The sequence below is a fragment of the Halobacteriovorax sp. RZ-2 genome, from assembly GCF_043196685.1.
Lineage (GTDB): Bacteria > Bdellovibrionota > Bacteriovoracia > Bacteriovoracales > Bacteriovoracaceae > Halobacteriovorax_A.
Window position 1 is genome coordinate 33,432 of sequence record NZ_JBEBMR010000004.1, and the last position, 20,681, is coordinate 54,112.

Sequence of the window (20,681 nt, forward strand, 5' to 3'; positions counted from 1 at the left end):
AATAAAATTTTTGCGGGCCTATTTGTCGCTTTTTTTCCTAATGAAACGCTTTGCCATGCCCTCTTTCGTCTCTTGACGCCCTCTGGCAATTGCAAATGAACCATCTGGCATACTTTTGCTAATAGTTGAACCTGATGCGACATAGCATTCTTTACCAATCTCAATAGGAGCAATCATTTGTGAATCTGATCCAATAAATGATCCATCACCAATAATTGTTTTATGCTTATTGGCCCCATCGTAATTACAAGTAATGAAGCCACAGCCAATATTTACATTGTCTCCAATCTCAGCATCACCTGCATAACTTAAGTGAGAAACTGCAGACTTCTTACCAATCTTAGATTTTTTAATCTCGACGAAGTTTCCGATTTTTGCGCCTTCACCAATATCACTTCCAGGTCGAAGCTGTGCCATAGGCCCAATTGAAGCACCTTTAGATACTTTTGAATCTGTAATATATGAATTGGCCTTAATGATCGCACCATCTTCAATAATTGAATTCTTAATTGTTACGCCTTGCTCGATGACTACATTCTTTCCAATCACTGTTTTGTCATCGATAAAAGCATTTTGGAAAAGGTGTGTTCCTTGACCAATATTTTTTGAATAACAATATGTGTGTGATGGATCTGAAAAGCGCACCCCCGCTTCTAGCATTAGGTAGCGAGCGATTGAGCGTCTTAAATAAATATCTGCATTTGAGAGTTGAATTAAGTTATTTACACCTAAGAATTCACGAGCATCCTCAAATAAAAGTGGAGTAACATTCGCTTCAGGGTTGAATGTATCAGTTAAATAGAATTCTCCTGATTTGTTATTATCTGAAAGATTAAAAACATGATCCATTAAATAAAGAGTTTTAAAAATATAGAGACCAGAGTTAACTTCAGTTACAAGCCTTTGCTCATCTGTTGCATCTTTTTCTTCAACGATTTGAAAGCCAGTACCCTTGCGAATAATTCTTCCGTAACCTGTAGGATTACTTGCTGTAAAAGTTGCACAAACAGCATTTGGACCTTTTTCAATTTCTTCAATCAGAGCGCTAATTGTTTCTTTTGTAATTAGCGGTGTATCCGCACATGTCACAATTGTATAATCATAGCCACGAGAGTTTTCAAAATCGTTCAAATAAGTCTGAACTGCATGCCCTGTCCCTAATTGCTCTTTTTGATAAACGTAATTTATACCTGTAAAGCGTTCATTAACATGTTCTTCAACAAGTTCACGTTGATGTCCTGTTACTAAAGTGATGTCGCCAAAATCTTTAAATGTTTCGATGACATAATCGACTAAAGTATTTTGGTGTAATGGTGCAAGTGGTTTTGGGATATCCATTTTTAATCTTGTTCCCTTACCTGCAGCAAGTACAACTACCGCAACTTTCTTTGTCGTATGTTCTGACATTTTAAAAACTCCTAATAACCGACTATATCGGTCTCTTTTCACTTTATGAAATTACAACACATTAACTAAATCATAGCAAAAAAATCAGTTAAAAAACTCAAAAAAATCACGCATTTTCGCTCTTTTTATTAAAGAGTTTTTTTTATTGCCCGATGTTAATTAAGAACAAATTGCCTATATTGCGCCGACCTGTTGGAGGAAAGATTTATGGTTACAAATTACGAGGGTGAGAACATTGAGTTTAAGGAAGAATTGGCCCTCTTACCAATCCGAGACTTAGTTATTTATCCATTTATGATTTTACCTCTATTTGTTGGTAGAGAAGCATCAATCAAAGCTATTGACCACGCTATTAATCATTCAGATCGTCTGATTCTACTTTCGAGTCAGAAAGATATTGTTGCAGAACATCCTGCACCAGAAGAGATTTATGAACTTGGTACTGTTGCCATGATCATGAGAATGAGAAAACTTCCAGATGGAAGAATTAAAATTCTAGTACAAGGTTTATCAAAAGCTAGAATCACTTCATTTGAACAACAATCACCTTTCTATATTACAAAAGTAGAAAAGGTTGAAGATACAGTGACTGATAGTTCAAATATTGCAACGACAGCACTTATGAGAACGATCAAGGAACAACTTGAAAAAGTTATTCAACTTGGAAAAGTTCTTTCTCCAGATATTCTAATGGTTCTTGAAGATATTACAGATGCCTCGAGACTTGCAGATTTAATTGCATCAAATTTAAATCTACATGTTTCAGAAGCACAAACAATTCTTGAAACACTAGATCCAGTTGATCGTCTACATGCAATCAATGATATTCTAAACCGCGAATTAGAAATCCTAATGATGCAACAAAAGATGAAAACAAATGCTTCATCTGAGAATGCTAATCAAAGAGATGTGTTCCTAAAAGAACAAATCAAAGCGATTAAGTCAGAACTTGGTGATGGTAACTCAGAACAAGATGAGTTTGCAGAGTTCAGAAAAAGAGTTGAAGAAGCAGGAATGCCAGAAGAAGTTCTTAAAGAAACAACTAAGCAACTTGCGCGTCTTGAAAAAATGCACCCAGACTCGTCTGAAGCAAGTATTATGAGAAACTATATTGAGTGGATGTGTGATCTTCCATGGAGTAAAAAATCTGAAGAGCATATTGATCTTAACTCTGCTCTTGAGATCCTTGATGAAGACCACTTTGAACTTACTCAAATCAAAGAAAGAATTCTTGAGCACCTAGCAGTTAGACAACTTAAGGGTGATGATATGAAAGGACCAATCCTATGTTTCCAAGGTCCTCCTGGTGTTGGTAAAACTTCACTTGGGAAGTCTATTGCTCGTGCAACAGGAAGAGAATTTGTAAGAATTTCTCTTGGTGGTGTAAAAGATGAAGCAGAGATTAGAGGTCATAGAAGAACATATGTTGGAGCAATGCCAGGTCGTTTTATTCAAGCGATGAAGCAAGCAAAAACAAATAACCCAGTTGTTCTACTTGACGAAATCGACAAGCTATCTGGTGACTATAAAGGTGATCCATCAGCGGCCCTACTAGAAGTTCTAGATCCAGAACAAAACGTAGAGTTTAGAGATCACTACCTAAACGTACCATTTGATCTTTCAAACTGTATGTTTATTGCAACTTCAAATATGCTTGAAAATATTCCAGGTCCACTAAGAGATCGTATGGAAGTAATCAATCTATCTGGTTACACAAGAGAAGAAAAAGTTGAAATCTCTAAGAGATATATCATTCCAAAGCAAATGGATGAAAATGGGATCAACAATGAGCACGTGGTATTCACTGATGAAGGTGTTGAAAGTGTTATCGAGCACTACACTTCTGAAGCTGGACTACGTAACTTAGAAAGAAGAATCGGTACTCTATGTCGTAAAGTAGCAATGAAGATTGCTAAAGGCGATATGGGTAAAACACATATCGTAAAAGATACTGTTGTTAAATACCTAGGACCACCTATCTTCGTAAAAGAAGATCACAAAGATGAAGATGAAGTTGGTGTATCAACTGGACTAGCTTGGACATCTCACGGTGGTGAAGTTCTTTACATCGAAACAACAAAGATGAAAGGACAAGGACTAACTCTTACTGGTCAGCTTGGTGACGTAATGAAAGAGTCTGCAAAAACGGCAATTAACTACATCAGATCTCGTGCACTTTACATGGGAATCGATGAAGATATTTTTGAAAATCACGAGTTCCACGTACACTTACCAGCTGGTGCCACTCCAAAAGATGGACCTTCTGCAGGTATCACATTAGCAACTGCCCTAGTATCAAATTGTACAGGTGTTCCAGTTAGCCGTGATGTTGCAATGACTGGTGAGATTACTTTAACAGGAAAAGTTCTTCCAATTGGTGGACTTAAAGAAAAAGCACTTGCTGCACTTAGAATGGGAATCTCTACAGTTGTTATTCCATGGGGTAACAAGAAAGACCTTGTTGATATTCCAGAGAACCTAAGAGAGAAAATCAATTTTGTTCCTGTTAAAACAATTGATGAAGTTCTTGATATCGCCCTAGTAGACTGGGCAGGTTATAAGAAAGAAGTTCAAATGAAAAAAGTGGACGAAAAACATCAAGAAAAAACTAAAGCTGGCGTTGCCGCTTAAATAGAGAGGGCCAACAAGGCCCTCTTTTTTTTTATCCAACATTAAATTAAAATGGAATGTATATGGGAAAAGAAGAAATGAAAGTAATGATTGTTGACGACTCTGAAATCTCTAGAACTTCTGTTAAAGATATTTTAGAGCAAGAAAACTATGAAGTCGTCGGTTGTGTAGGTAGTGCACAGGATGCTTTAAAACTTGCTTTTGATAATCCTCCAACACTATTTATTATCGACGTTATTATGCCAGGAATCAGTGGGCTAGAGCTTGCTGAATCTGTTGCCAGCAATTTCCCAAACGCTAAAATCCTAATGATGTCTTCACTTGATATTGAATCTGTATGTATTGAGGCAATTTCTTCAGGTGCTCAAGACTTTTTAGTAAAACCATTTAAAAGAGAAGATCTACTTAGATCTGTAGATAAGCTGACTCATGATATTGCGTCAGAAAAAGCGAGTTAATTGAATGTTTAGGTTTTTAATTTATTTTACAGTTAGTTTTTTAATCTTGGCCTTTCCTGTAGCTAAGAATTCAACAGTATTTGATAGCATTAACAAACCACTGAAACCATATACGCAAAAAGTATATTCAACAATCGCCTTTTATTTGAATACAAGCCTTAGTGAAGGCAAAGAAATGACAGTAAAGCTTTTTAATAATACAGCTAAGAAAGTGGATTACGTCAAAAGAGAATCTTCAGGGATCACTAAGCCAATTGGTAAGAAAGTTCAGGGCCTCGACGCTCTGGATGATTATCAACATGGTGAGTATACTGTTGAAGAACGTGAGGCCCTTTTAAAAGTATTACGAGAAAGTGAATAAATTATTGATTAATAGACTTTGATTCTGTCTCTTTTTCAATAGTCCCACCAGAACTCGCAATTAAATTATCAATTTCTTGCATCTTTTGCTTAAGGTTTAATCCCCTAGTTTCACAAATAGAATCATCAGACGTATTTGTTGTTGCTTCTTTTACTCCGGCAAATACCTGAGATGATAGTAGTGCTAGTACAGATAATAAAAATAGCTTTTTCATAATACTTCTCCTTTTGTAGACACTATATTCAATGCATGAAGTATGCCAACAACAGACATCGTATTTTCAATCACTTACCATATGCATATTGTTTAAGAAGTATACATTTTTTCAACGCTGTTTAGACTTTTAACACTTACCTTACAACCTTAAGTATCTTTCCCGAATCCGTTGTTAAATAGAGCTCTCCGGCCGGAGAAACTACAATCTGGCGCATTCTCTCTTCAAGCTCCTCTAGGTAACTCTCTTGAGAAACAACTTTATTACCATCCATTCTAAGCCTTCTCAGATGCTCACTGCCAAGAGCGGCCAGAAATATATCCCCTTTCCAATCCTTATACTTAGTTCCTTCATAAACAACCATTCCCGAAGGTGAAATACTTGGTGTCCAATAGACAATAGGCTGCTCCATTCCCTTCTTTTTTTCTTCACCTATGCTTGGGCCCCAATACTCCTTTCCATAAGTAATGATAGGCCAGCCATAGTTTAGACCTGGTTTTATTAAATTAAGTTCATCTCCACCGCGAGGACCAAATTCACAACTAAAGATATCTCCATTCTTATTCATCCCAATTCCTTGTGGATTGCGATGACCGTAGCTCCATATCTCCTTTAGAGCACCCTTCTTATTTTCAAAGGGGTTTCCTTTAGCCGGTGTGCCATCAAAATTTAAGCGTAGAATTTTACCATTATGATATGAGAGGTCTTGAGCATACTTTCTTTCTCCGCGATCACCAATAGTCATAAAGAGGTAGTTATCTTTAAATAACAAGCGCGAACCAAAGTGGCGAGTGGTATCACTTATAACCTTTGTTTCTAAAAGTACTTCGGCCTTACTCAGTTGGGCCTTAGCATATTCTGCACGTGCCAATGTCGTTACGACAACACCCTTAACTTCAGAAGAATATGTGAAGTAAGCGTAGTCCTTGTCTCCAATCTTCTTATACACAATATCAAGCATCCCACCTTGACCTCGTGACTTTACTTTTGGAGAGATGAGCTCTTTGGTCTGCTTTGTTGAAAAATTATGATACTTAATTTTTCCACTTCTTTCGGTAAAAAGGATTTCATTATCATTGATAAAACTGATTCCCCAAATAATGTCATTAGTTTTAAAAACTTCTTTTGCATTAATTTTTGCAAACGAAGAAATAGAAATGAGAGAACTGAGAATTAAAAATACAAACGTGAGACTTTTCATAATGAAAGTCTAGCATGTTAAGACTATTACGGAAGTAAAAACATATTAAAGTCAAAACCACTTATTGGAGGATCAATTTCAATGACATCTCCTCCTCCAATTGACTCTTCATGACGACTAATACGAGAAGAAAATTTTAACCTCTTAACTTTTTCATTGGCCATTCGGTAATCTGTTGAAGCGTAGGTTTCATCATATTCTTCAACATCACCAGACTTAAGGTTTAACATCAAATTAAGTGATTCATTGCGATCATTTCTTATAATGACTTCTGGATTTAATTTGTATTTTGAAAGTTCTGATACAATACGATCTTCTAAGCGATATGGTGGCTGACCTCCATATAAACGAACAGAAGTGACATCTCCTAAATTTTTAACAAAGTTAGAAATTGCTTGCCCTACCTTTGTTCCACTATCTAGATGGGCCAAAACTGTGTCCCCTTCAGAATTGTGCATAATTAAAGCAACACAGGTTGCAACACCATAAGTTTGAACAAATGTGTGCTTGGCAGCAGATGTATAGATATATTCTCTTTGAAAAACCTCAGGAATGTCTGCACGGTCTAATACCGTAGATGCAAAAGTTGAGTTAGTGATTGCAATAGTGCTAATTAAAAGAATATAGAAATGGGCCATTTTCATGGCCCTATTATACTAATAATAAATATTTGAAATTGATTTTTGAAAAGCTTTCAATGGCCGTAAAGAATTATGACAGTAAATTCATAATCTTACGTACTAACGATACCTTTTTCTCATAAGGAGGATAGCGTAGATCGTTTTCCAAACAAAAGCTTCTCTTCATAACGGCCTTCTCATGAGAGAATAGCTTAAACGAGAACTCACCGTGATAGGCACCCATCCCCGATTCACCGACACCACCAAATGGCAACTTCTCATTCGACAAGTGTACAATCGTATCATTAATAACCATTCCACCACTGCTAATTGATTCAATGACCTTTTTCTTATCTCCATTAGAATCAACGAAAGCATAACAGGCCAGTGGTTTATCATAGCTTTTAACAAATTCAATGGACTCTTCTAAATTATCAGAATAAACAATTGGCAACAGTGGGCCAAAAATCTCATCCTTCATAATTGCACTATCTTTATCAGCTCTTACATATGTTGGGGAAATATATAATTCTTCCTTATCCACATCTCCACCAATAAGAACAGAATCCTTATCGATTAGAGCTGAAAGTCTATCAAAGTGTCTTTCATTAATGATGCGTCCATAGTCACCACTTCTCTTAATTTCTTCACTATAAAATTGCGTGAGGTACTTCTTTGAAGCAGCTATAAACCTATCTTCATCTCTCTTATTTATTAGGATATAGTCAGGCGCAACACATGTTTGGCCCGCATTGAAGAATTTTCCCCAAACAATTCGCTTGGCCGCTAAATCAATATTCTTAGTCGTTACGATTGCCGGAGACTTACCTCCCAACTCGAGAGTGAGTGGGGTTAAGTTCTTAGCGGCAGCCGCCATAATAATTCGCCCAACATGGCCATTTCCTGTATAGAAAATATAATCAAATTTTAAATTCAAAAGTTCAGTCGTTTCTTCAATTCCACCTTCAATAACTGCTGCAATCTCACTATCAAGTGCACTTGTAATGACATCATCAATTATCTTGGAAGTTGCTGGTGCCATCTCCGAAGGCTTCACAATAACTTTATTTCCTGCTGCGATTGCACCAATAAGTGGAACGATGGCCAATTGAAACGGATAATTCCAAGGGGCAATGACTAAAACTTGTCCATATGGCTCGTAGTGAATCTCACTTCGTGCTGGCATAAATGGGAGTGGCGAAAGAACTCTCTTTGGCTTCATCCACTTCTTTAACTTCTTTTTCATGAGCTTAATTTCATGTAAGCAGAAGTCAATTTCGGAAAGGTAAGACTCAAAAGAACTCTTATTTAAGTCTGCCTTTAAAGCAGCAAGAATCTCGCTCTCACGGGCCCTTATTTCGCTTTCTAAGGCCTCAAGAGCACTGATGCGATCTTCATATGTTAAATTCTCTCGCCCTTTCTGAGCACAGTACGCAGTTGTAATATTATTATCCATAGGCTCATTATAGCTGGTTTTAAATTAATCAGGCAAAAAAAAGCCTGACTCTTGGCCAGGCTTTTTATAAGAAGTGTGGGTTAAGTTTGAGTTAAATTTTATTGTCCCATTGATTGAGTCGATGAGCTTGATCCAGCTGGAGCTACTGCAGGTACCTCTGCTTCAACACTTGCTACATTATCAGAACTTGCATACATATCGTCGCAATTTGTTCCAGACTCATTTAATGCAAATACGTTTGATACACTTAATAGAAATAAAAATACTAATGCTAACTTTTTCATAATTTCCCCCATTATGGTTTTGTTTCTTTGCTATTTATAAAGCAAGGAGGATGCCAACAATTCAAATGTATTTTCAATAGGTTAAAAAGTAGGAAAGTGTAATATTTTGAACAGTGTGTAGATTTTAGACAAAAAAAAGGCCCGTTATTAAAACGGGCCCATTCAATGATTAATTTATGTAATCTTATTTTGAACCAGACTGAACACCACCAGGGTTTGTCACAGGCTCTGTTGATGATGGTACTGCAGTTGTAGGTGTTGTGTTTCTGTTGTCTAAGTTAACCTTAGGACAGTCACCATCTTTCTCACCTGTTACCGCACCATCTGCCGCAAAAATACTAAATGAACCAAGAACCATTAAAAGCGTTAGTAGTTTCTTCATATATCCCTCCAATTACATATTTAGGTTTACACCAGCAGGCTTAACAATTGCTAAGAGTGATTGGAAGGCCTGAGTAACTTGTAAGGCCATCTTATGTCCTGCTTTTGATTCTACTTTAAGAATCTCACCGTAGTTATCATATTTAACGTTGATCTTTCCTACCTTATTCATAGTAATCTCAACTGGCTTACCTTGAGCATTGTATTGAAACTCAAGAGCTCTTTTTTGTTTTGTCTTCTTATTGTAATCCATCATTTTTGAAATACGACCTTTTGAATCGTATAGTAGAACAACAGACATACCTTTAGAGTTATTTGCTTTCTTCAGGTTACCTTTTTTATCGTAGTCAAACTCTGTCCATCCACGTGGGTTTACAACTTTTGTAATCTTCTTAAACTGCTTGTGGTATTCAAGCTCTACAAAGTCACCTCTTGAAGAAGCTTTCTTAACAAGAAGTCCATCTTTATTATATTCAAAGTTAGTTACGTGGTTTCCTCTTTTAATTTGTTTTGGAAGAGAACAACACTCAGTATAAATCGTTTCAGTTTTAAGCCCATTAATTACAGTAAGGATTCTGTAAGTATAGTGAGATCCGTCTGGTTTCTTCTTGATCTCATATTCGTAACGATTTACAACTTCTTTTTTAGTAGGAGATTTCTTTGCAACAAGTGTCCAGTAGTGAAAGTCAGGGTTCTTAGGGTTACTCTCGTAAGAGTACTTAATCACCTCTCCACTTCTTTTCGTTAGCTCTTTTACAAATTGAGTTTTCTTCTCATAAGAAATCTTTTGAGATGATCCATCTTTATAAGTAATAAGAGTCATATTGTGATTTGCATCGTAATCGTACTTAAAGTTATTTCCTGAAATATCCTTAGCATCTACTAAGTTATAATTTGTGTCATAAGTATAAGTTGTCTTCTTACCTGCTCCGGATTCAACAGATTTCACAAGACCATTTGGATACCATTTAAAGAAGATTTGCTTTGCCATTGAATCTTTGATCGACTTAAGAGAACCCTCTTTCGTGTAATCAAGATTAACAACATATCCGTTCTTATCTTTTACTTGAACAAGCTTACCATCTTTATTGAAATGGTTTTCCTTACCGTCGTTATACTTTCTAATATAACCTTTTGCAGTTTTGACAACTTTTTGAAGCCCACGAACATTTGAATAAAGTTCAGTTCCAACTGCTAGGTTTGAAGATACATTGAACTTCTTAGCATAAGCTTGTCTAAGTTCAGCATCATTAGTTAGCTTCGTAACTAAAGTTTTAGCAACCGTCGTTGAAAGTGATGTTTTCTTTCTCATCACATCCACGATTTTCTCAGCAGCGGCCTTAGCGTCAACGGCCTGTCTTGGAGTAAAACGTGTTTTAGCACCTGAACCATTCTCGTGAACTGTTACTGAACCATCTGCAGAAACAACTAAGAAAGTTTCATAGTCAGAACCCCAACCATAACCAAACCATCCTTTTCCAGGTGACTTTGAGTTGTACGTTCTTTCAACAACTAGGTCATTTCCACCACCAGGTACGATAATATCCGTGTACGTAATGTAGAAATTTCCGTTTTTCAGATTTACACCAGCAATCGATGCCAGTGAAAACAAACATAGTACTAATAGCTTTAAACTGATCCTCATGACTTGTATCCTTATTTAGTTAAAGAATCTTCATTCTCTCCATAGTCATATCGGAGGCCTTTAACTAAAACTTAAACATATATTAACTTTATTCCTTGATTTTCACTATTTTAAGAATGAAGAAGGTACCAATACCGTCTAAAACACAGGCGACTACAAATAAGACAATCCCAATGGCCGAAGAAAACATCTTTGGTAGAAGGGTTGGATCATTTGCAGAGAAAATAGCTAGAATTACAAAGGGCATGGCCGCAATAGTAAAACCTTGAAACTTTCCTTGTGCCGTTGCCGTATCGATTTTTTGCTTCAATCTAATTCGTTCACGAATAACAGAAACGATAGTGTCAAAAACTTCGGCAAGATTACCACCAGTTTCGCGTAAAATATTAACACTTGAAACGAACATATCATTATCTTGAGTGGGAATTCTTTCTGCCAAGTTTTCGAAGCACTCTTCCAATGTCACCCCAACTCTATTCTGCTGGAGGATAATATTAAACTCTTCCGAGATAGGAGGTGGCATTTCATCAACAACCATTCCTAGGGCCTGAGGGACTGATAGACCCGCTCTAAGACCATTAGAAAGAAGAGTTAGGCCATCTACCATTTGATTTTGATAAGCTAAAATACGACGATTGACGAGATAATCAACAACAGGCTTAGGGGCCTTAAAACCAACAAAACCTACAACTAGTCCAAGAAAGGCTCCTCCTCCCCAGCTTCCAAGAAGTCCAAAGATAATGAGAGTAAGAGTTCCTAAACCAAATGACAGCGCCAAAAGTGCGTAGGTAACATGATCTGGCTTTACATCAATAAAGAGTAATTCAAACTTTTCCAAGATATAAGTTCTCGTCCCAAAAGTTTGCTTTTCAATGAGATCAAAAATACCAACAGAGTATCGATAACAAAAAAGGAAGAAAATTAAACCAATAAGCCCAATCAATCCACTTCGTCCAATTTGTTCAATAAAAAAGCTCATTTAAACCTCTATCCTCTAAGCCTTCTTCTTTACAGGTGGTGCACCATTACTTGGCCTAGGTCTGCCTTGAGGCTGACCTGGTCGTGGCCTTTGCTGGCCTTGTTGTGGTGGCCTTTTATTTTGAGGCGGTGGTGCTGGCTTCTTTGCAGGAGCTCCCCCGCTTGCACCAGGAGCATTAGAGAATAATCCACGAGGGATATTATATCCCTGTCTCTCAAGCGTTTCGATAAACTTAGGAATGAATCCTGTCGCTTGGTGTGCTCCAATAATCTTTCCACTTTTATCAATATCTTTTTGTTGAAATAAGAAGATATCTTGAAGAGTAACAACCTCTCCTTGAATCCCCCCAATTTCCGTAATGTGTGTAATTTTACGAGAACCATCATCAAGACGAGATGCTTGAATAATCAAGTGAACAGCATTTGCAATCATCTCTCGAATTGCTTTAGGTGTAAGACCTGCTCCCGCATATTGAACAAGGGTTTCAATACGGCCAATACATTCTCTTGGATTATTCGAGTGAACCGTTGTAAGTGAACCATCGTGACCTGTTCCCATTGCCTGTAACATATCCAGCGTTTCACCACCACGACACTCACCAACAACAATACGCTCTGGACGCATTCTTAGACACTGCTTAACAAGACAACGAATATCAATTTCTCCATCACCTTCTAGTGATGGTGGACGTGTTTCAAGACGAACCACGTGTTCTTGAGGGAAACTAAGTTCGGCCGAGTCTTCACAAGTAATGATACGCTCATTGGCCTGAATAAAACTTCCAAGAATATTAACGAGAGTTGTTTTCCCGGAACCGGTACCACCAGAGACGATAATATTTTTATGTCCTTCAACTGCGATACGAAGAAAGTCCGCCATATTTTGTGTGAATGAACCAAATTGAACAAGGTGCTTATAAGTTAATCGCTCTTCTGGGAATTTACGAATGGTGATACAACATCCATCAATGGCCGAAGGTGGGATAATAGCATGCACCCTTGATCCATCGTGAAGACGGGCATCGACATAAGGAGTTTTCTCATCGATACGTCGACCAATTGGTGCAACGATTCTTTCAATAACATTTAAAACTTGTCTATCATTTGAAAAAGTTACTTTAGAAAGTTTAACCTTTCCATCTTCTTCATAGTAAATCTTGTTAGGGCCAACAACCATAATTTCAGAAATGGCCGAATCAGCAAGAAGATCTTCTAGAGGGCCTAGACCTAGGGCCTCATCGAGAATTTCCTTTACGATACTATTCATATCATCGCGGTTATTTAAAATACCTTTAGTGTCTTCTTTACCAAGAAGATCAATAACGACCTTCTTCGTTTTCTCTTTAAGAATAATCTTAGCTTTTGGATCATTGTCGTCATCTTTTGAAAGATCCATCTCTTCAACAAGGCCTTTATGAATCCTAAGCTTAAGGTCACGCCAACCATTTGCAGCTGCACCAGTTGGTCGGTCTTGTTTTGCTCCAACTTCACTAGGCTTATTCAGCTTAGCTAGTTGACTTAAGATCCCCTTTCCATTGATCGTACGAACTAACTCTGTAACACCTTTTGCAAAAGCACTATTCTTTGCAGCCAACATAACAGGTTTTTTCTGATTAATGGCCATTGCACATGTTTGCTCGTCTTTTAAGATTTGCGCTAGAACTGGACGTCCAACAGACTTCCCTGCAACATCTGCAGTAACGGGATGTCCCTTTTGTGCCTGATTAAAGACAAAATGAATCATTTCCTTAGGAAACATCATTGTAATCAGTTCTGAAACAAGACGCTTCGTTTGATTTAATGCCAGTAAATCAGGCGTGATCACAACCAAGATCATTGTAGAATGTTCAAGGGCCTTTGCTGTAAGATCGGTAATTTCAGTACCCACATCAATTACTGTAAGTGGATACATACTCTTAACGGCCTTTAAAACTTTACCTGCTCCATCAACACTCATGCCTTCCGTTGCAACAGGATCATTTGGTAAACCTATATAGTGAACCCCACTTGGGTGCATATTCACGAAAGGTTGAAACGTTCGAGGATCAATATTTCCATTGAAGTTAAATAGATCCTTTAGGTTCTTATTTGTTTTAATACCAGTTAATAAGTTTAAGTCCCCACTTGCTCTTTGATCGAAATCAAGCAGTAGTGTTTTAGATCGCTTTTCACCACTAAAGGCAAAAGCTAGGTTAGTGGCAACTTGGGACTTCCCAACACCGCCTTTACCACCAATAACTGTAATAATATGACCTTCGGCCACTATGGCCCCCTCTTTCTAAATTTTCTTTTAATATCTTCAGTCCCTGTCGAAGCACTCTCAATAATTTCAGGAGTGATGAAAACAACAAATTGCTCTTTTGACTTAGAGACATCTTTGGAACGAACGAATGAGAAGAGTGAAAAGACTTGTCCTTCCTCACTTCCATCACTTGTCGTAGTAGAAACACCATCTGGTGGATCTTTATCATATTCAGTTGCTGTTTTATTAATCGAAATACCACCAACAACCGCTGATTCACGAGACTTTACAATAATTTTGGTATCGAGATTGTTAGTTTGTTTATCTGTTCCCTGAGAAGAAGAAACACCAAGAATAATATCCAGGTTAATTTTTTCTTCCTGCAGAATTTTTGGAGTTACATCCAAGTTAAATCCTGCTTCAATAACCTTTGCTTGTTGAAATTCACCCGTACCAACAGCAACGTTTCTTTCCGAACCTTTTGAAAGCTTCGCTTTTTCACCGTCTTTAGTAATAACCATTCCCGACTGAACAATACGTGCATACCCCGCAGCCTTTGCAGAACTTAGCTTAGGGAATAATTGAGAAATCGTTCCACCAAAGTTACCGGCCGATGAAGTCGTTACCGTTCCACCATTTTCAGTTCTACCGAAAACAATCTGTCCACCAGTTGTCCCAACACTTGGGTTCCATTTGAAACCAAAAACACGGTTATAGTCTTTCGATAGCTCTACAAATTGAGCAGTAATTTTAATTAGCTTTGCTGCCTGTGGAGGCTGAGGTTTTCTATTAATTGCAAGAAAGTTTCTAATGATCTCACCCTTATCAAGTTGTTGAACCGAGTCAGTTCTTCTTGCTAAGCTTTGGATTCGATCAGGTAAGTAAGTTGCAGCAATCTTAACGGCAAGATTACTCTCTTCTTCAGAGTTGACGATCCCTTCTAGTAGGTAAGAGTTGTTAAAGAACCTAACCGTCACATCTTTTAAATTATTTCTTCTTAGACCTTCTTGCATTTCGCGAGAGATAATTAAGTAAGTTTGTGGAGAAACTTCAACGAGGTTTTTCACATCTGGGTAATCTTCTAAAACTTTTACGATTCGGCCAATGTCACCAGGAACAATAATCTTTCCTTCAACAAAAACTTTTCCACCTTTGAGGTTGATCTCTAGCCCTTCAATAGGTCCTAGTTGTTCCTTGATTTCTGCAATAAGCTTCGATTTCTCTGTTGCCGTAACTGTGACAAGGTAACGTTTTTTAATTGCCCCTAATCGATCACGAACTGTAACAGATGTAATCCCTGGAGCCTCACCTTTTAGAACAAGCTCACTAGTTCCCGCTGCAGTATTAACAGGTTGTACTTTTAGAATTCTCTGATTAGCGATTTGTACACTTCGAGAAGTGATTGTGAAATCGATTGGTAGAACCTTATCAATTCCAAGAACTACTTCAACTTTCTCTTCAGATACTCCAATACCAGAAGAGGCCTGCTGAGCGCTGGCCGTGAATGCAAATATAAATAGAGTTAAGTACGTTAAAATTCTCATTAATTCTTTTTCTTATATTTTTCGTTAAAGAAGGCCCTCGCTTCGTTCTTATCTGAATCTGAAAGAATATCGTAAAGTCTAGTTCCTTCAATCATTGCCTTCTCACCATCATTAATATTTCTTAGAGTTAAGATTGGTTTATTTGGTTGGAAGACATAAAGGTGTGCAATCTTCTGTGCTTGGAATGGGCTTAGCTCAAGTGTTACCGTCGTATAATTTGAGTAAGTGTTAAGCTTCATCTTTCTAACAACTTCTTCAGTTTTAACACCAATAAGTGGAATATTATTTGAAACACTCATCCCCGTTGAAAGGACACGAACATCTTGAAGAATCGTTACAATCTTTTCTTGATCCTTTCTCGCTCCACCTGTGTAATCAATAGGTGCAAGAACATCAACACGATCTCCAGGACGAATTAGTTTACCAACAGAGCTTCTTTCATCAACCTGGAAAGCAATCGCTCGCATTCCAACTGTTACCTCTCTTGAAAGACCAGTACTCTCTCCAGGGTAAGTTACACGAGGCTTTGTAATTTGCTCACCTTTTAGAATTGGAACTGTTGCAATTGTATTTTCAATTTCTTTAACTGTTTTAAAACTTCCAGGAGCTAGGAATTTTTGAGGAACTGTAATGATTGAAACCTTCGTTTCATCTAATAGATCGAACTCTCGGATATCTTCTTTAGCAACAAGAACAGAACTCATCGTTCCGTATTTTTTAATCAAAGCAGATTGTTGATCTTCGATATAAGTGTGGACCATAAACATGGCAACACCTGCAATAATAAGGGCCAGCGTAAAAGCTCTAGTATTCATAAAACATCCTGTTTTACTTTGTTAAGTAATCAATTAATATTTTAACAAAAAACAAGCATTTAGTTGCAATGAGGCATTTTTGGCTACTTATAGCTACAAGAAGTTACCGGCGAGAGAATAGTGGCGTCATTGGCCCTAAATAAAACATCACCTGGTTTAGTAAAGGTTTCACCACAGACTCCAAAAAGAGTGAACACCTTAATACAACTTGTATCCTCAGGATCACCCGCCTCTTCACAATTCTCTTCTTCAGCAGGGGCCCACGGCAAACTAGGAATCTTAAAAGTTGATGAGATTGGTGTACTATTAGATTGTAGTGTCTTATTCCATCCAATCATAAAGCCACCTATCTCACTAAAAGTTCCGCCTAAACTTCTAATATCGTTTGCACCGATACCATCTGAGTTCCCTTTTAAGATAAAGAATGTATAAGTTCGAGTTGCTTTATTTTGATTAATTGAAGCATTGATTGAGTTACCAACAGTGATAAGCATCACAACCATATAAAGAAGTATTGGAATAAAGATCATTGCCTCAAATAAGGCCTGACCTTCTTCATTTTTTAAAATAGTTTTTTTCTGATTAGGATTCAATCTAACATCCATTATCATAAATAGTTGAGTTCGTACTTGAACAATTTCCATTTCCTAGATCGGTCGCAACTTCAGAAAAGGCACGACAAACCTGAGCTAGGCACTCCCTTATTGTAGGCTCCTTTCCGAGAAAGGACTCTATTCTAAAATCTAAATCAATATCTCCTGTTAATACCTTCATAACTGAAAACTTAGTTTTATAATCTAAGTAGGTACCACTTAAAAACCATTGATTCGTTGATTTTGAATTAAATTTAATTTGGCAGTCAGTACCGCAATTAACCATATTATAAGAGTTGAAAACTGCTGTTGCATTTTGGCGAGCAAGAGAATCATTTTGAATCTTATTATCAGCAACGAGATAAGCTCTTGAGGCCATAAAATTTGCATATTGTAATAGATAAGTATTTGTGTAGTTTATTGCAATCTTTGCAAAGACAAAGAAGAAAGCAATAACAAAGGTAAAAGTCGATAAGAATTCAATTGTCGACTGACCTCTTTGATTTTTTATTTTCCTATGGAGCTTCATCATAAACTCCTACAGGTGAGAAGAAGTGAGATCTTCCTTCATCATTATTGTAATAAAGTGGATGAACTGGATTACCGTAAGTTTTTCCATATGTATCGACACTGCCCTTATCACCATAACGAGCAGAGTATTCCATCGAACGGGCCAATGTACCAAACATCCCCTCGCCAACCATATTTTGAAAGCCTTCACTTTTAAAAACAAGCATCGCAAAAGATGTAACAACAACAAAGAGTAGAATGTACTCAACTGTTGATTGTCCTCCTTGGCCTAAAAGAATATATGCTTTTTTATTTTCCATCCTAGAAATATCCATGAAATAAGTATAACAGGGGCAAATGCAAATTTCTTCCCAAAAATCTTTTTAATCTGAACAACATTACCTTCCTTAAAAGCCTGAATGATAAACTCAAGATTCTTAAGAATATTTGTAATGAATACAGAAAGTCCTACAATGACTGTAACAACAGAAAGTGAAATCAGGGCCTGATCCTGATGAGCAACAGGAATTAAAAGAAATAAACTTGCTAGATATTTCGAATCCCCGCCTCCCATTATCTTTAAGATGAATAACAGAAAGCCCGCGAGAAATATTCCCAGTGGATAAAGAAGTGTCTCAATTCCAATAATGTAGTTATTTGGGAAAAAGAATACGAGAACTAGAAATAAAAAAATATTTCCAATGGACCACACATTCGCAATCTTACGTGATTGGATATCGATATACGATACATACAATAATTGAATAAAGATAAAAATATAGACACTAACTGGCACTCAAACCTACCTATCTTGGTTTACATAAGGTGAATGCCAACATCCTCTCGGACATGAGCCAGTTGCAAGTTCTTGCGATAAATGGAATGCAAAGCTTTTAAAAAAGCCTGTTGTATAGACTCCTATTCCCCTTGCCATAGCAATGGAAATACCAGCGAAGAACGCTAGGATAAATATATACTCTATTAAAGCCTGACCGCTTTGAGACTGACGTGACATACTTAATATTCTACATTAAGTATGCAAAAGGTTTTGGTGAGAAAGTTTTTCCTCCGCTCTCTAGAATAGAGTGCTAAATAGTCGCATCAGACTAAAGAGCGGAAGAATTAGTTCCCTTGTAGTTCACGAAGTAGGTTGTCTGTGTTCCCAAAAACACCATCTGTCAGAGTCGTAATACCTTCAGACGCCTTTTCCTTAAACTTCATAACAAGCATCGCTGCAACAGCAACAAGTAGAATATACTCTGTTGATGTTTGACCTTCTTCGTCTTTTAGAAACGCTAGTAAGGTTTTCATTTCATACTCCTTTCAATCACCCCCAATCAGTGGGGTTGAAACTTAAATAACTACTTGAAAGTTTCGGCAATATCTGAGTAAAGCTTTAACTTTTCTTAATAATATTTTAACACTTTGCGAAACTAGCACAAAAAAAACCGCTATTTGTTCATAAATACATGTAATTACTACCGTCAAGTGCTTTTAATTATGCCTATTATTGTTGCCGTTTGCGGTTTTCGGGTATAATTTATGAGTGAGCTAGATGGGTACCAAATAAAGTTGTTTCGCCCTACAAAGCTTAGAAAGGAAGTGGTCACTGGTCACGGTGAGCAGGCCCATGAATCAGTGGGAAGCCTAAAGTGATTATCACTACATCCACCTGTCGTACGACGGGCGGAAACTTTCATCGCTCATCTAGCTCATTCACACTGCCCTTTCAATTGCGCAATCCAAAAAAATCTTTTCAAATCATCAATATCTAGTAGAATTTAAGTTATGGATATTACAAAATTTGAAAGAAACACGGAAGTATCAACAAAATGGATCGAAAACCTTGCTCTCGAAGAGATCAATATGGACGAAAGTGGTGTTGTTAGTTTTAACGACCATTTAAATCCGGCATTCCAACTTGAGGAATCTTCAATTAACTTCATGAATAAGCTCAGAGATCTTTTTGAGATTTATGTCCATAAATTTAATGAATACCGCGGTGACAATAATACGATCAAGATTTTTAAAATCGCTAATACGATTAATGACTTTATGATCTATCGCAATTCACTTCGTCTTATTTTTGCAAGAAAGTCGGATGATCTCATTTCAATTGGCTTCCTGGCCAATGGAAAAGACGTCTTCAGTGCAAGAACAAATGAATCACAAGTACACGGTGGCGGTCACCTACATGAAATTCGCGCACATATTGGGCCATTTAATCAAATTACTTGGCGCTTTGAGAATGAAGTTGTTGATTGTGATGCTCTTGTAAGACACTACTTAAGCGAATTCATCAAGCTTTCAGCTCGCTAAAAAACTTAGATATAGTTAATAGTATCTTTAGACTCATGTGCTTCTTTAGCATCAAGGCCTACACGTAGCTTTTGAACAGAATACTCTAACGACTCTTCTACTGAAGGAAGACGTAAATGGAGATAGCCTTCAGCATTAGTGATATTCATATTAAAGTTAAGTACTCCGGAGCTATTATCACTAACTTTTGCGGAACTCATAATTGGATAAGGCCACTTCCCAGAAGAAATTAGTTTTCCTGGTTCTTGAAACTTTTGACAGTAAAGTTTTCCAAAGGCATATGTGGACATAAAGTCATTGGAGCTTATTTGTAATAGGCGATTCTTAAGACCTCTTTCAACACAGATTTTAATAACCATTCCAAGATAATCAATATCAAGAAAGCCAGTCTTAATATAATCATCTAACTCTATTTCTTCTCTTGCATGCAGCTTTGCTTGAATTTTTTCAAAGAGGTTTTTTCTAACGTGAACACCTCCGCTTCCATAAAGTCTACAAACTCTAAACACTAAATAATTGAGTGAAGACTTTTGAATATAAAACTCTGCTGCGGCCTGAGTTTTTCCGTAAGTTGTTGTTGGATCCGGAATATCTAATTCAAAATTCTCAGAAGACTCACCAGAAAAAACAAAATTCGAAGAGAGATAGATAATTTGTGATTTATAGCGCTGACAAATATCTGCAACGGTGAAAAGGCCACTGGTATTAAGTGCGTCAGCTCTTCTCTCACTTAAGGCACAATCAACAATTGATGAAAGCCCTATTGCATAAATAGTAATGTCCGGCTTGAAAGTGTACATGATTAACTGAACTTCTTGTTTACTATGAATATCACAAGGAACAGTTGTGATGCCATCAATAGAGACAGGATTCTTATGGTATGTACCAACGATTTTGTAGTCTTTCTTTAAGAAGCTTGCAAGCGATGAACCCACAAAAGAAGAAATACCAAAGATTAAAATTGTCTTGGTTCTTTGTTCAGTCATGTTTCTATTATATAGGTAAGATTTGATTTTTGAGAA

23 protein-coding genes and 1 other RNA gene are annotated in these 20,681 nt (G+C 37.1%); 5 read left to right on the top strand and 19 right to left on the bottom strand.

Annotation, left to right across the window (positions count from 1 at the left end):
- Positions 1–18: 18 nt before the first annotated feature.
- Complete coding sequence (gene glmU, locus ABMA78_RS14470; protein ID WP_392861075.1) at positions 19–1,407, bottom strand: bifunctional UDP-N-acetylglucosamine diphosphorylase/glucosamine-1-phosphate N-acetyltransferase GlmU; 1,389 nt, start codon at positions 1,405–1,407, stop codon at positions 19–21.
- Positions 1,408–1,614: 207 nt separating this feature from the next.
- Between glmU and lon the strand changes: the two genes are divergently transcribed.
- The 3 genes from lon to ABMA78_RS14485 all read left to right on the top strand — a co-directional run bounded on the left by lon (position 1,615) and on the right by ABMA78_RS14485 (position 4,857).
- Positions 1,615–4,038 carry an endopeptidase La gene (gene lon / locus ABMA78_RS14475; RefSeq protein ID WP_392861077.1) on the top strand — a complete coding sequence of 808 codons (2,424 nt, stop codon included), beginning with the start codon at positions 1,615–1,617 and terminating at the stop codon, positions 4,036–4,038.
- Positions 4,039–4,100: 62 nt separating this feature from the next.
- On the top strand, positions 4,101–4,496 hold the full coding sequence (locus ABMA78_RS14480) for a PleD family two-component system response regulator (RefSeq protein WP_392861079.1): 396 nt from the start codon (positions 4,101–4,103) through the stop codon (positions 4,494–4,496).
- 4 nt (positions 4,497–4,500) lie between these two features.
- Positions 4,501–4,857, top strand: a complete 357-nt coding sequence (locus tag ABMA78_RS14485) for a hypothetical protein (RefSeq protein ID WP_392861081.1) — start codon at positions 4,501–4,503, stop codon at positions 4,855–4,857.
- Position 4,858: 1 nt separating this feature from the next.
- On the opposite strand, the gene ABMA78_RS14490 is transcribed toward ABMA78_RS14485, so the two are convergent.
- The 17 genes from ABMA78_RS14490 to ABMA78_RS14570 all read right to left on the bottom strand — a co-directional run bounded on the left by ABMA78_RS14490 (position 4,859) and on the right by ABMA78_RS14570 (position 18,651).
- A complete protein-coding gene (locus tag ABMA78_RS14490) occupies positions 4,859–5,071 on the bottom strand; it encodes a hypothetical protein (RefSeq protein WP_021267597.1) in 213 nt (70 codons plus the stop codon).
- A gap of 136 nt (positions 5,072–5,207) precedes the next feature.
- Positions 5,208–6,272 (bottom strand): PQQ-dependent sugar dehydrogenase, encoded by a 1,065-nt coding sequence (locus ABMA78_RS14495; protein ID WP_392861083.1) that lies wholly within the window; start codon positions 6,270–6,272, stop codon positions 5,208–5,210.
- A gap of 26 nt (positions 6,273–6,298) precedes the next feature.
- Complete coding sequence (locus ABMA78_RS14500; RefSeq protein WP_392861085.1) at positions 6,299–6,916, bottom strand: hypothetical protein; 618 nt, start codon at positions 6,914–6,916, stop codon at positions 6,299–6,301.
- Positions 6,917–6,983: 67 nt separating this feature from the next.
- Positions 6,984–8,348 (bottom strand): aldehyde dehydrogenase family protein, encoded by a 1,365-nt coding sequence (locus tag ABMA78_RS14505; protein ID WP_392861087.1) that lies wholly within the window; start codon positions 8,346–8,348, stop codon positions 6,984–6,986.
- Positions 8,349–8,446: 98 nt separating this feature from the next.
- A complete protein-coding gene (locus ABMA78_RS14510; protein WP_392861089.1) occupies positions 8,447–8,632 on the bottom strand; it encodes a hypothetical protein in 186 nt (61 codons plus the stop codon).
- A 184-nt stretch (positions 8,633–8,816) separates the two neighbouring features.
- Positions 8,817–9,014, bottom strand: a complete 198-nt coding sequence (locus ABMA78_RS14515) for a hypothetical protein (RefSeq protein ID WP_392861091.1) — start codon at positions 9,012–9,014, stop codon at positions 8,817–8,819.
- A gap of 12 nt (positions 9,015–9,026) precedes the next feature.
- Entirely contained in the window at positions 9,027–10,658 is a 1,632-nt protein-coding gene (locus ABMA78_RS14520; protein ID WP_392861093.1) for a DUF6531 domain-containing protein, read from the bottom strand.
- Positions 10,659–10,746: 88 nt separating this feature from the next.
- The gene (locus ABMA78_RS14525; protein WP_392861095.1) at positions 10,747–11,637 is read right to left on the bottom strand and encodes a type II secretion system F family protein; all 891 of its coding nucleotides are present in this window, start codon (positions 11,635–11,637) and stop codon (positions 10,747–10,749) included.
- A gap of 15 nt (positions 11,638–11,652) precedes the next feature.
- Complete coding sequence (locus tag ABMA78_RS14530; protein WP_392861097.1) at positions 11,653–13,899, bottom strand: ATPase, T2SS/T4P/T4SS family; 2,247 nt, start codon at positions 13,897–13,899, stop codon at positions 11,653–11,655.
- On the bottom strand, positions 13,899–15,422 hold the full coding sequence (locus ABMA78_RS14535) for a hypothetical protein (protein ID WP_392861099.1): 1,524 nt from the start codon (positions 15,420–15,422) through the stop codon (positions 13,899–13,901). Before ABMA78_RS14535 ends, ABMA78_RS14530 begins: the two co-directional genes overlap by 1 nt.
- Positions 15,422–16,237, bottom strand: coding sequence for a Flp pilus assembly protein CpaB (gene cpaB / locus ABMA78_RS14540; RefSeq protein WP_392861100.1), 816 nt, complete (start codon positions 16,235–16,237; stop codon positions 15,422–15,424). Before cpaB ends, ABMA78_RS14535 begins: the two co-directional genes overlap by 1 nt.
- An 83-nt stretch (positions 16,238–16,320) precedes the next feature.
- Positions 16,321–16,830 carry a hypothetical protein gene (locus ABMA78_RS14545; protein ID WP_392861102.1) on the bottom strand — a complete coding sequence of 170 codons (510 nt, stop codon included), beginning with the start codon at positions 16,828–16,830 and terminating at the stop codon, positions 16,321–16,323.
- 1 nt (position 16,831) lies between these two features.
- The gene (locus tag ABMA78_RS14550; protein WP_392861104.1) at positions 16,832–17,359 is read right to left on the bottom strand and encodes a hypothetical protein; all 528 of its coding nucleotides are present in this window, start codon (positions 17,357–17,359) and stop codon (positions 16,832–16,834) included.
- Complete coding sequence (locus ABMA78_RS14555; RefSeq protein ID WP_392861105.1) at positions 17,346–17,660, bottom strand: hypothetical protein; 315 nt, start codon at positions 17,658–17,660, stop codon at positions 17,346–17,348. The genes ABMA78_RS14550 and ABMA78_RS14555 overlap by 14 nt, the downstream gene beginning before the upstream one ends.
- Entirely contained in the window at positions 17,630–18,136 is a 507-nt protein-coding gene (locus ABMA78_RS14560) for a prepilin peptidase (protein WP_392861107.1), read from the bottom strand. The genes ABMA78_RS14555 and ABMA78_RS14560 overlap by 31 nt, the downstream gene beginning before the upstream one ends.
- Positions 18,137–18,142: 6 nt before the next feature.
- A complete protein-coding gene (locus ABMA78_RS14565; protein ID WP_021267615.1) occupies positions 18,143–18,355 on the bottom strand; it encodes a hypothetical protein in 213 nt (70 codons plus the stop codon).
- 107 nt (positions 18,356–18,462) lie between these two features.
- Positions 18,463–18,651: a Flp family type IVb pilin gene (locus tag ABMA78_RS14570; RefSeq protein WP_021267549.1), complete on the bottom strand. Its 189-nt coding sequence runs from the start codon at positions 18,649–18,651 to the stop codon at positions 18,463–18,465.
- Between the two features lie 234 nt (positions 18,652–18,885).
- Between ABMA78_RS14570 and ssrS the strand changes: the two genes are divergently transcribed.
- Positions 18,886–19,058: non-coding RNA, 6S RNA (gene ssrS / locus ABMA78_RS14575), on the top strand.
- 70 nt (positions 19,059–19,128) lie between these two features.
- Positions 19,129–19,659, top strand: coding sequence for a hypothetical protein (locus ABMA78_RS14580; RefSeq protein ID WP_021267415.1), 531 nt, complete (start codon positions 19,129–19,131; stop codon positions 19,657–19,659).
- Between the two features lie 5 nt (positions 19,660–19,664).
- Here the strand turns inward: ABMA78_RS14580 and ABMA78_RS14585 are convergent, their stop codons facing one another.
- On the bottom strand, positions 19,665–20,645 hold the full coding sequence (locus tag ABMA78_RS14585) for an SDR family oxidoreductase (protein ID WP_392861109.1): 981 nt from the start codon (positions 20,643–20,645) through the stop codon (positions 19,665–19,667).
- Positions 20,646–20,681: the final 36 nt, after the last annotated feature.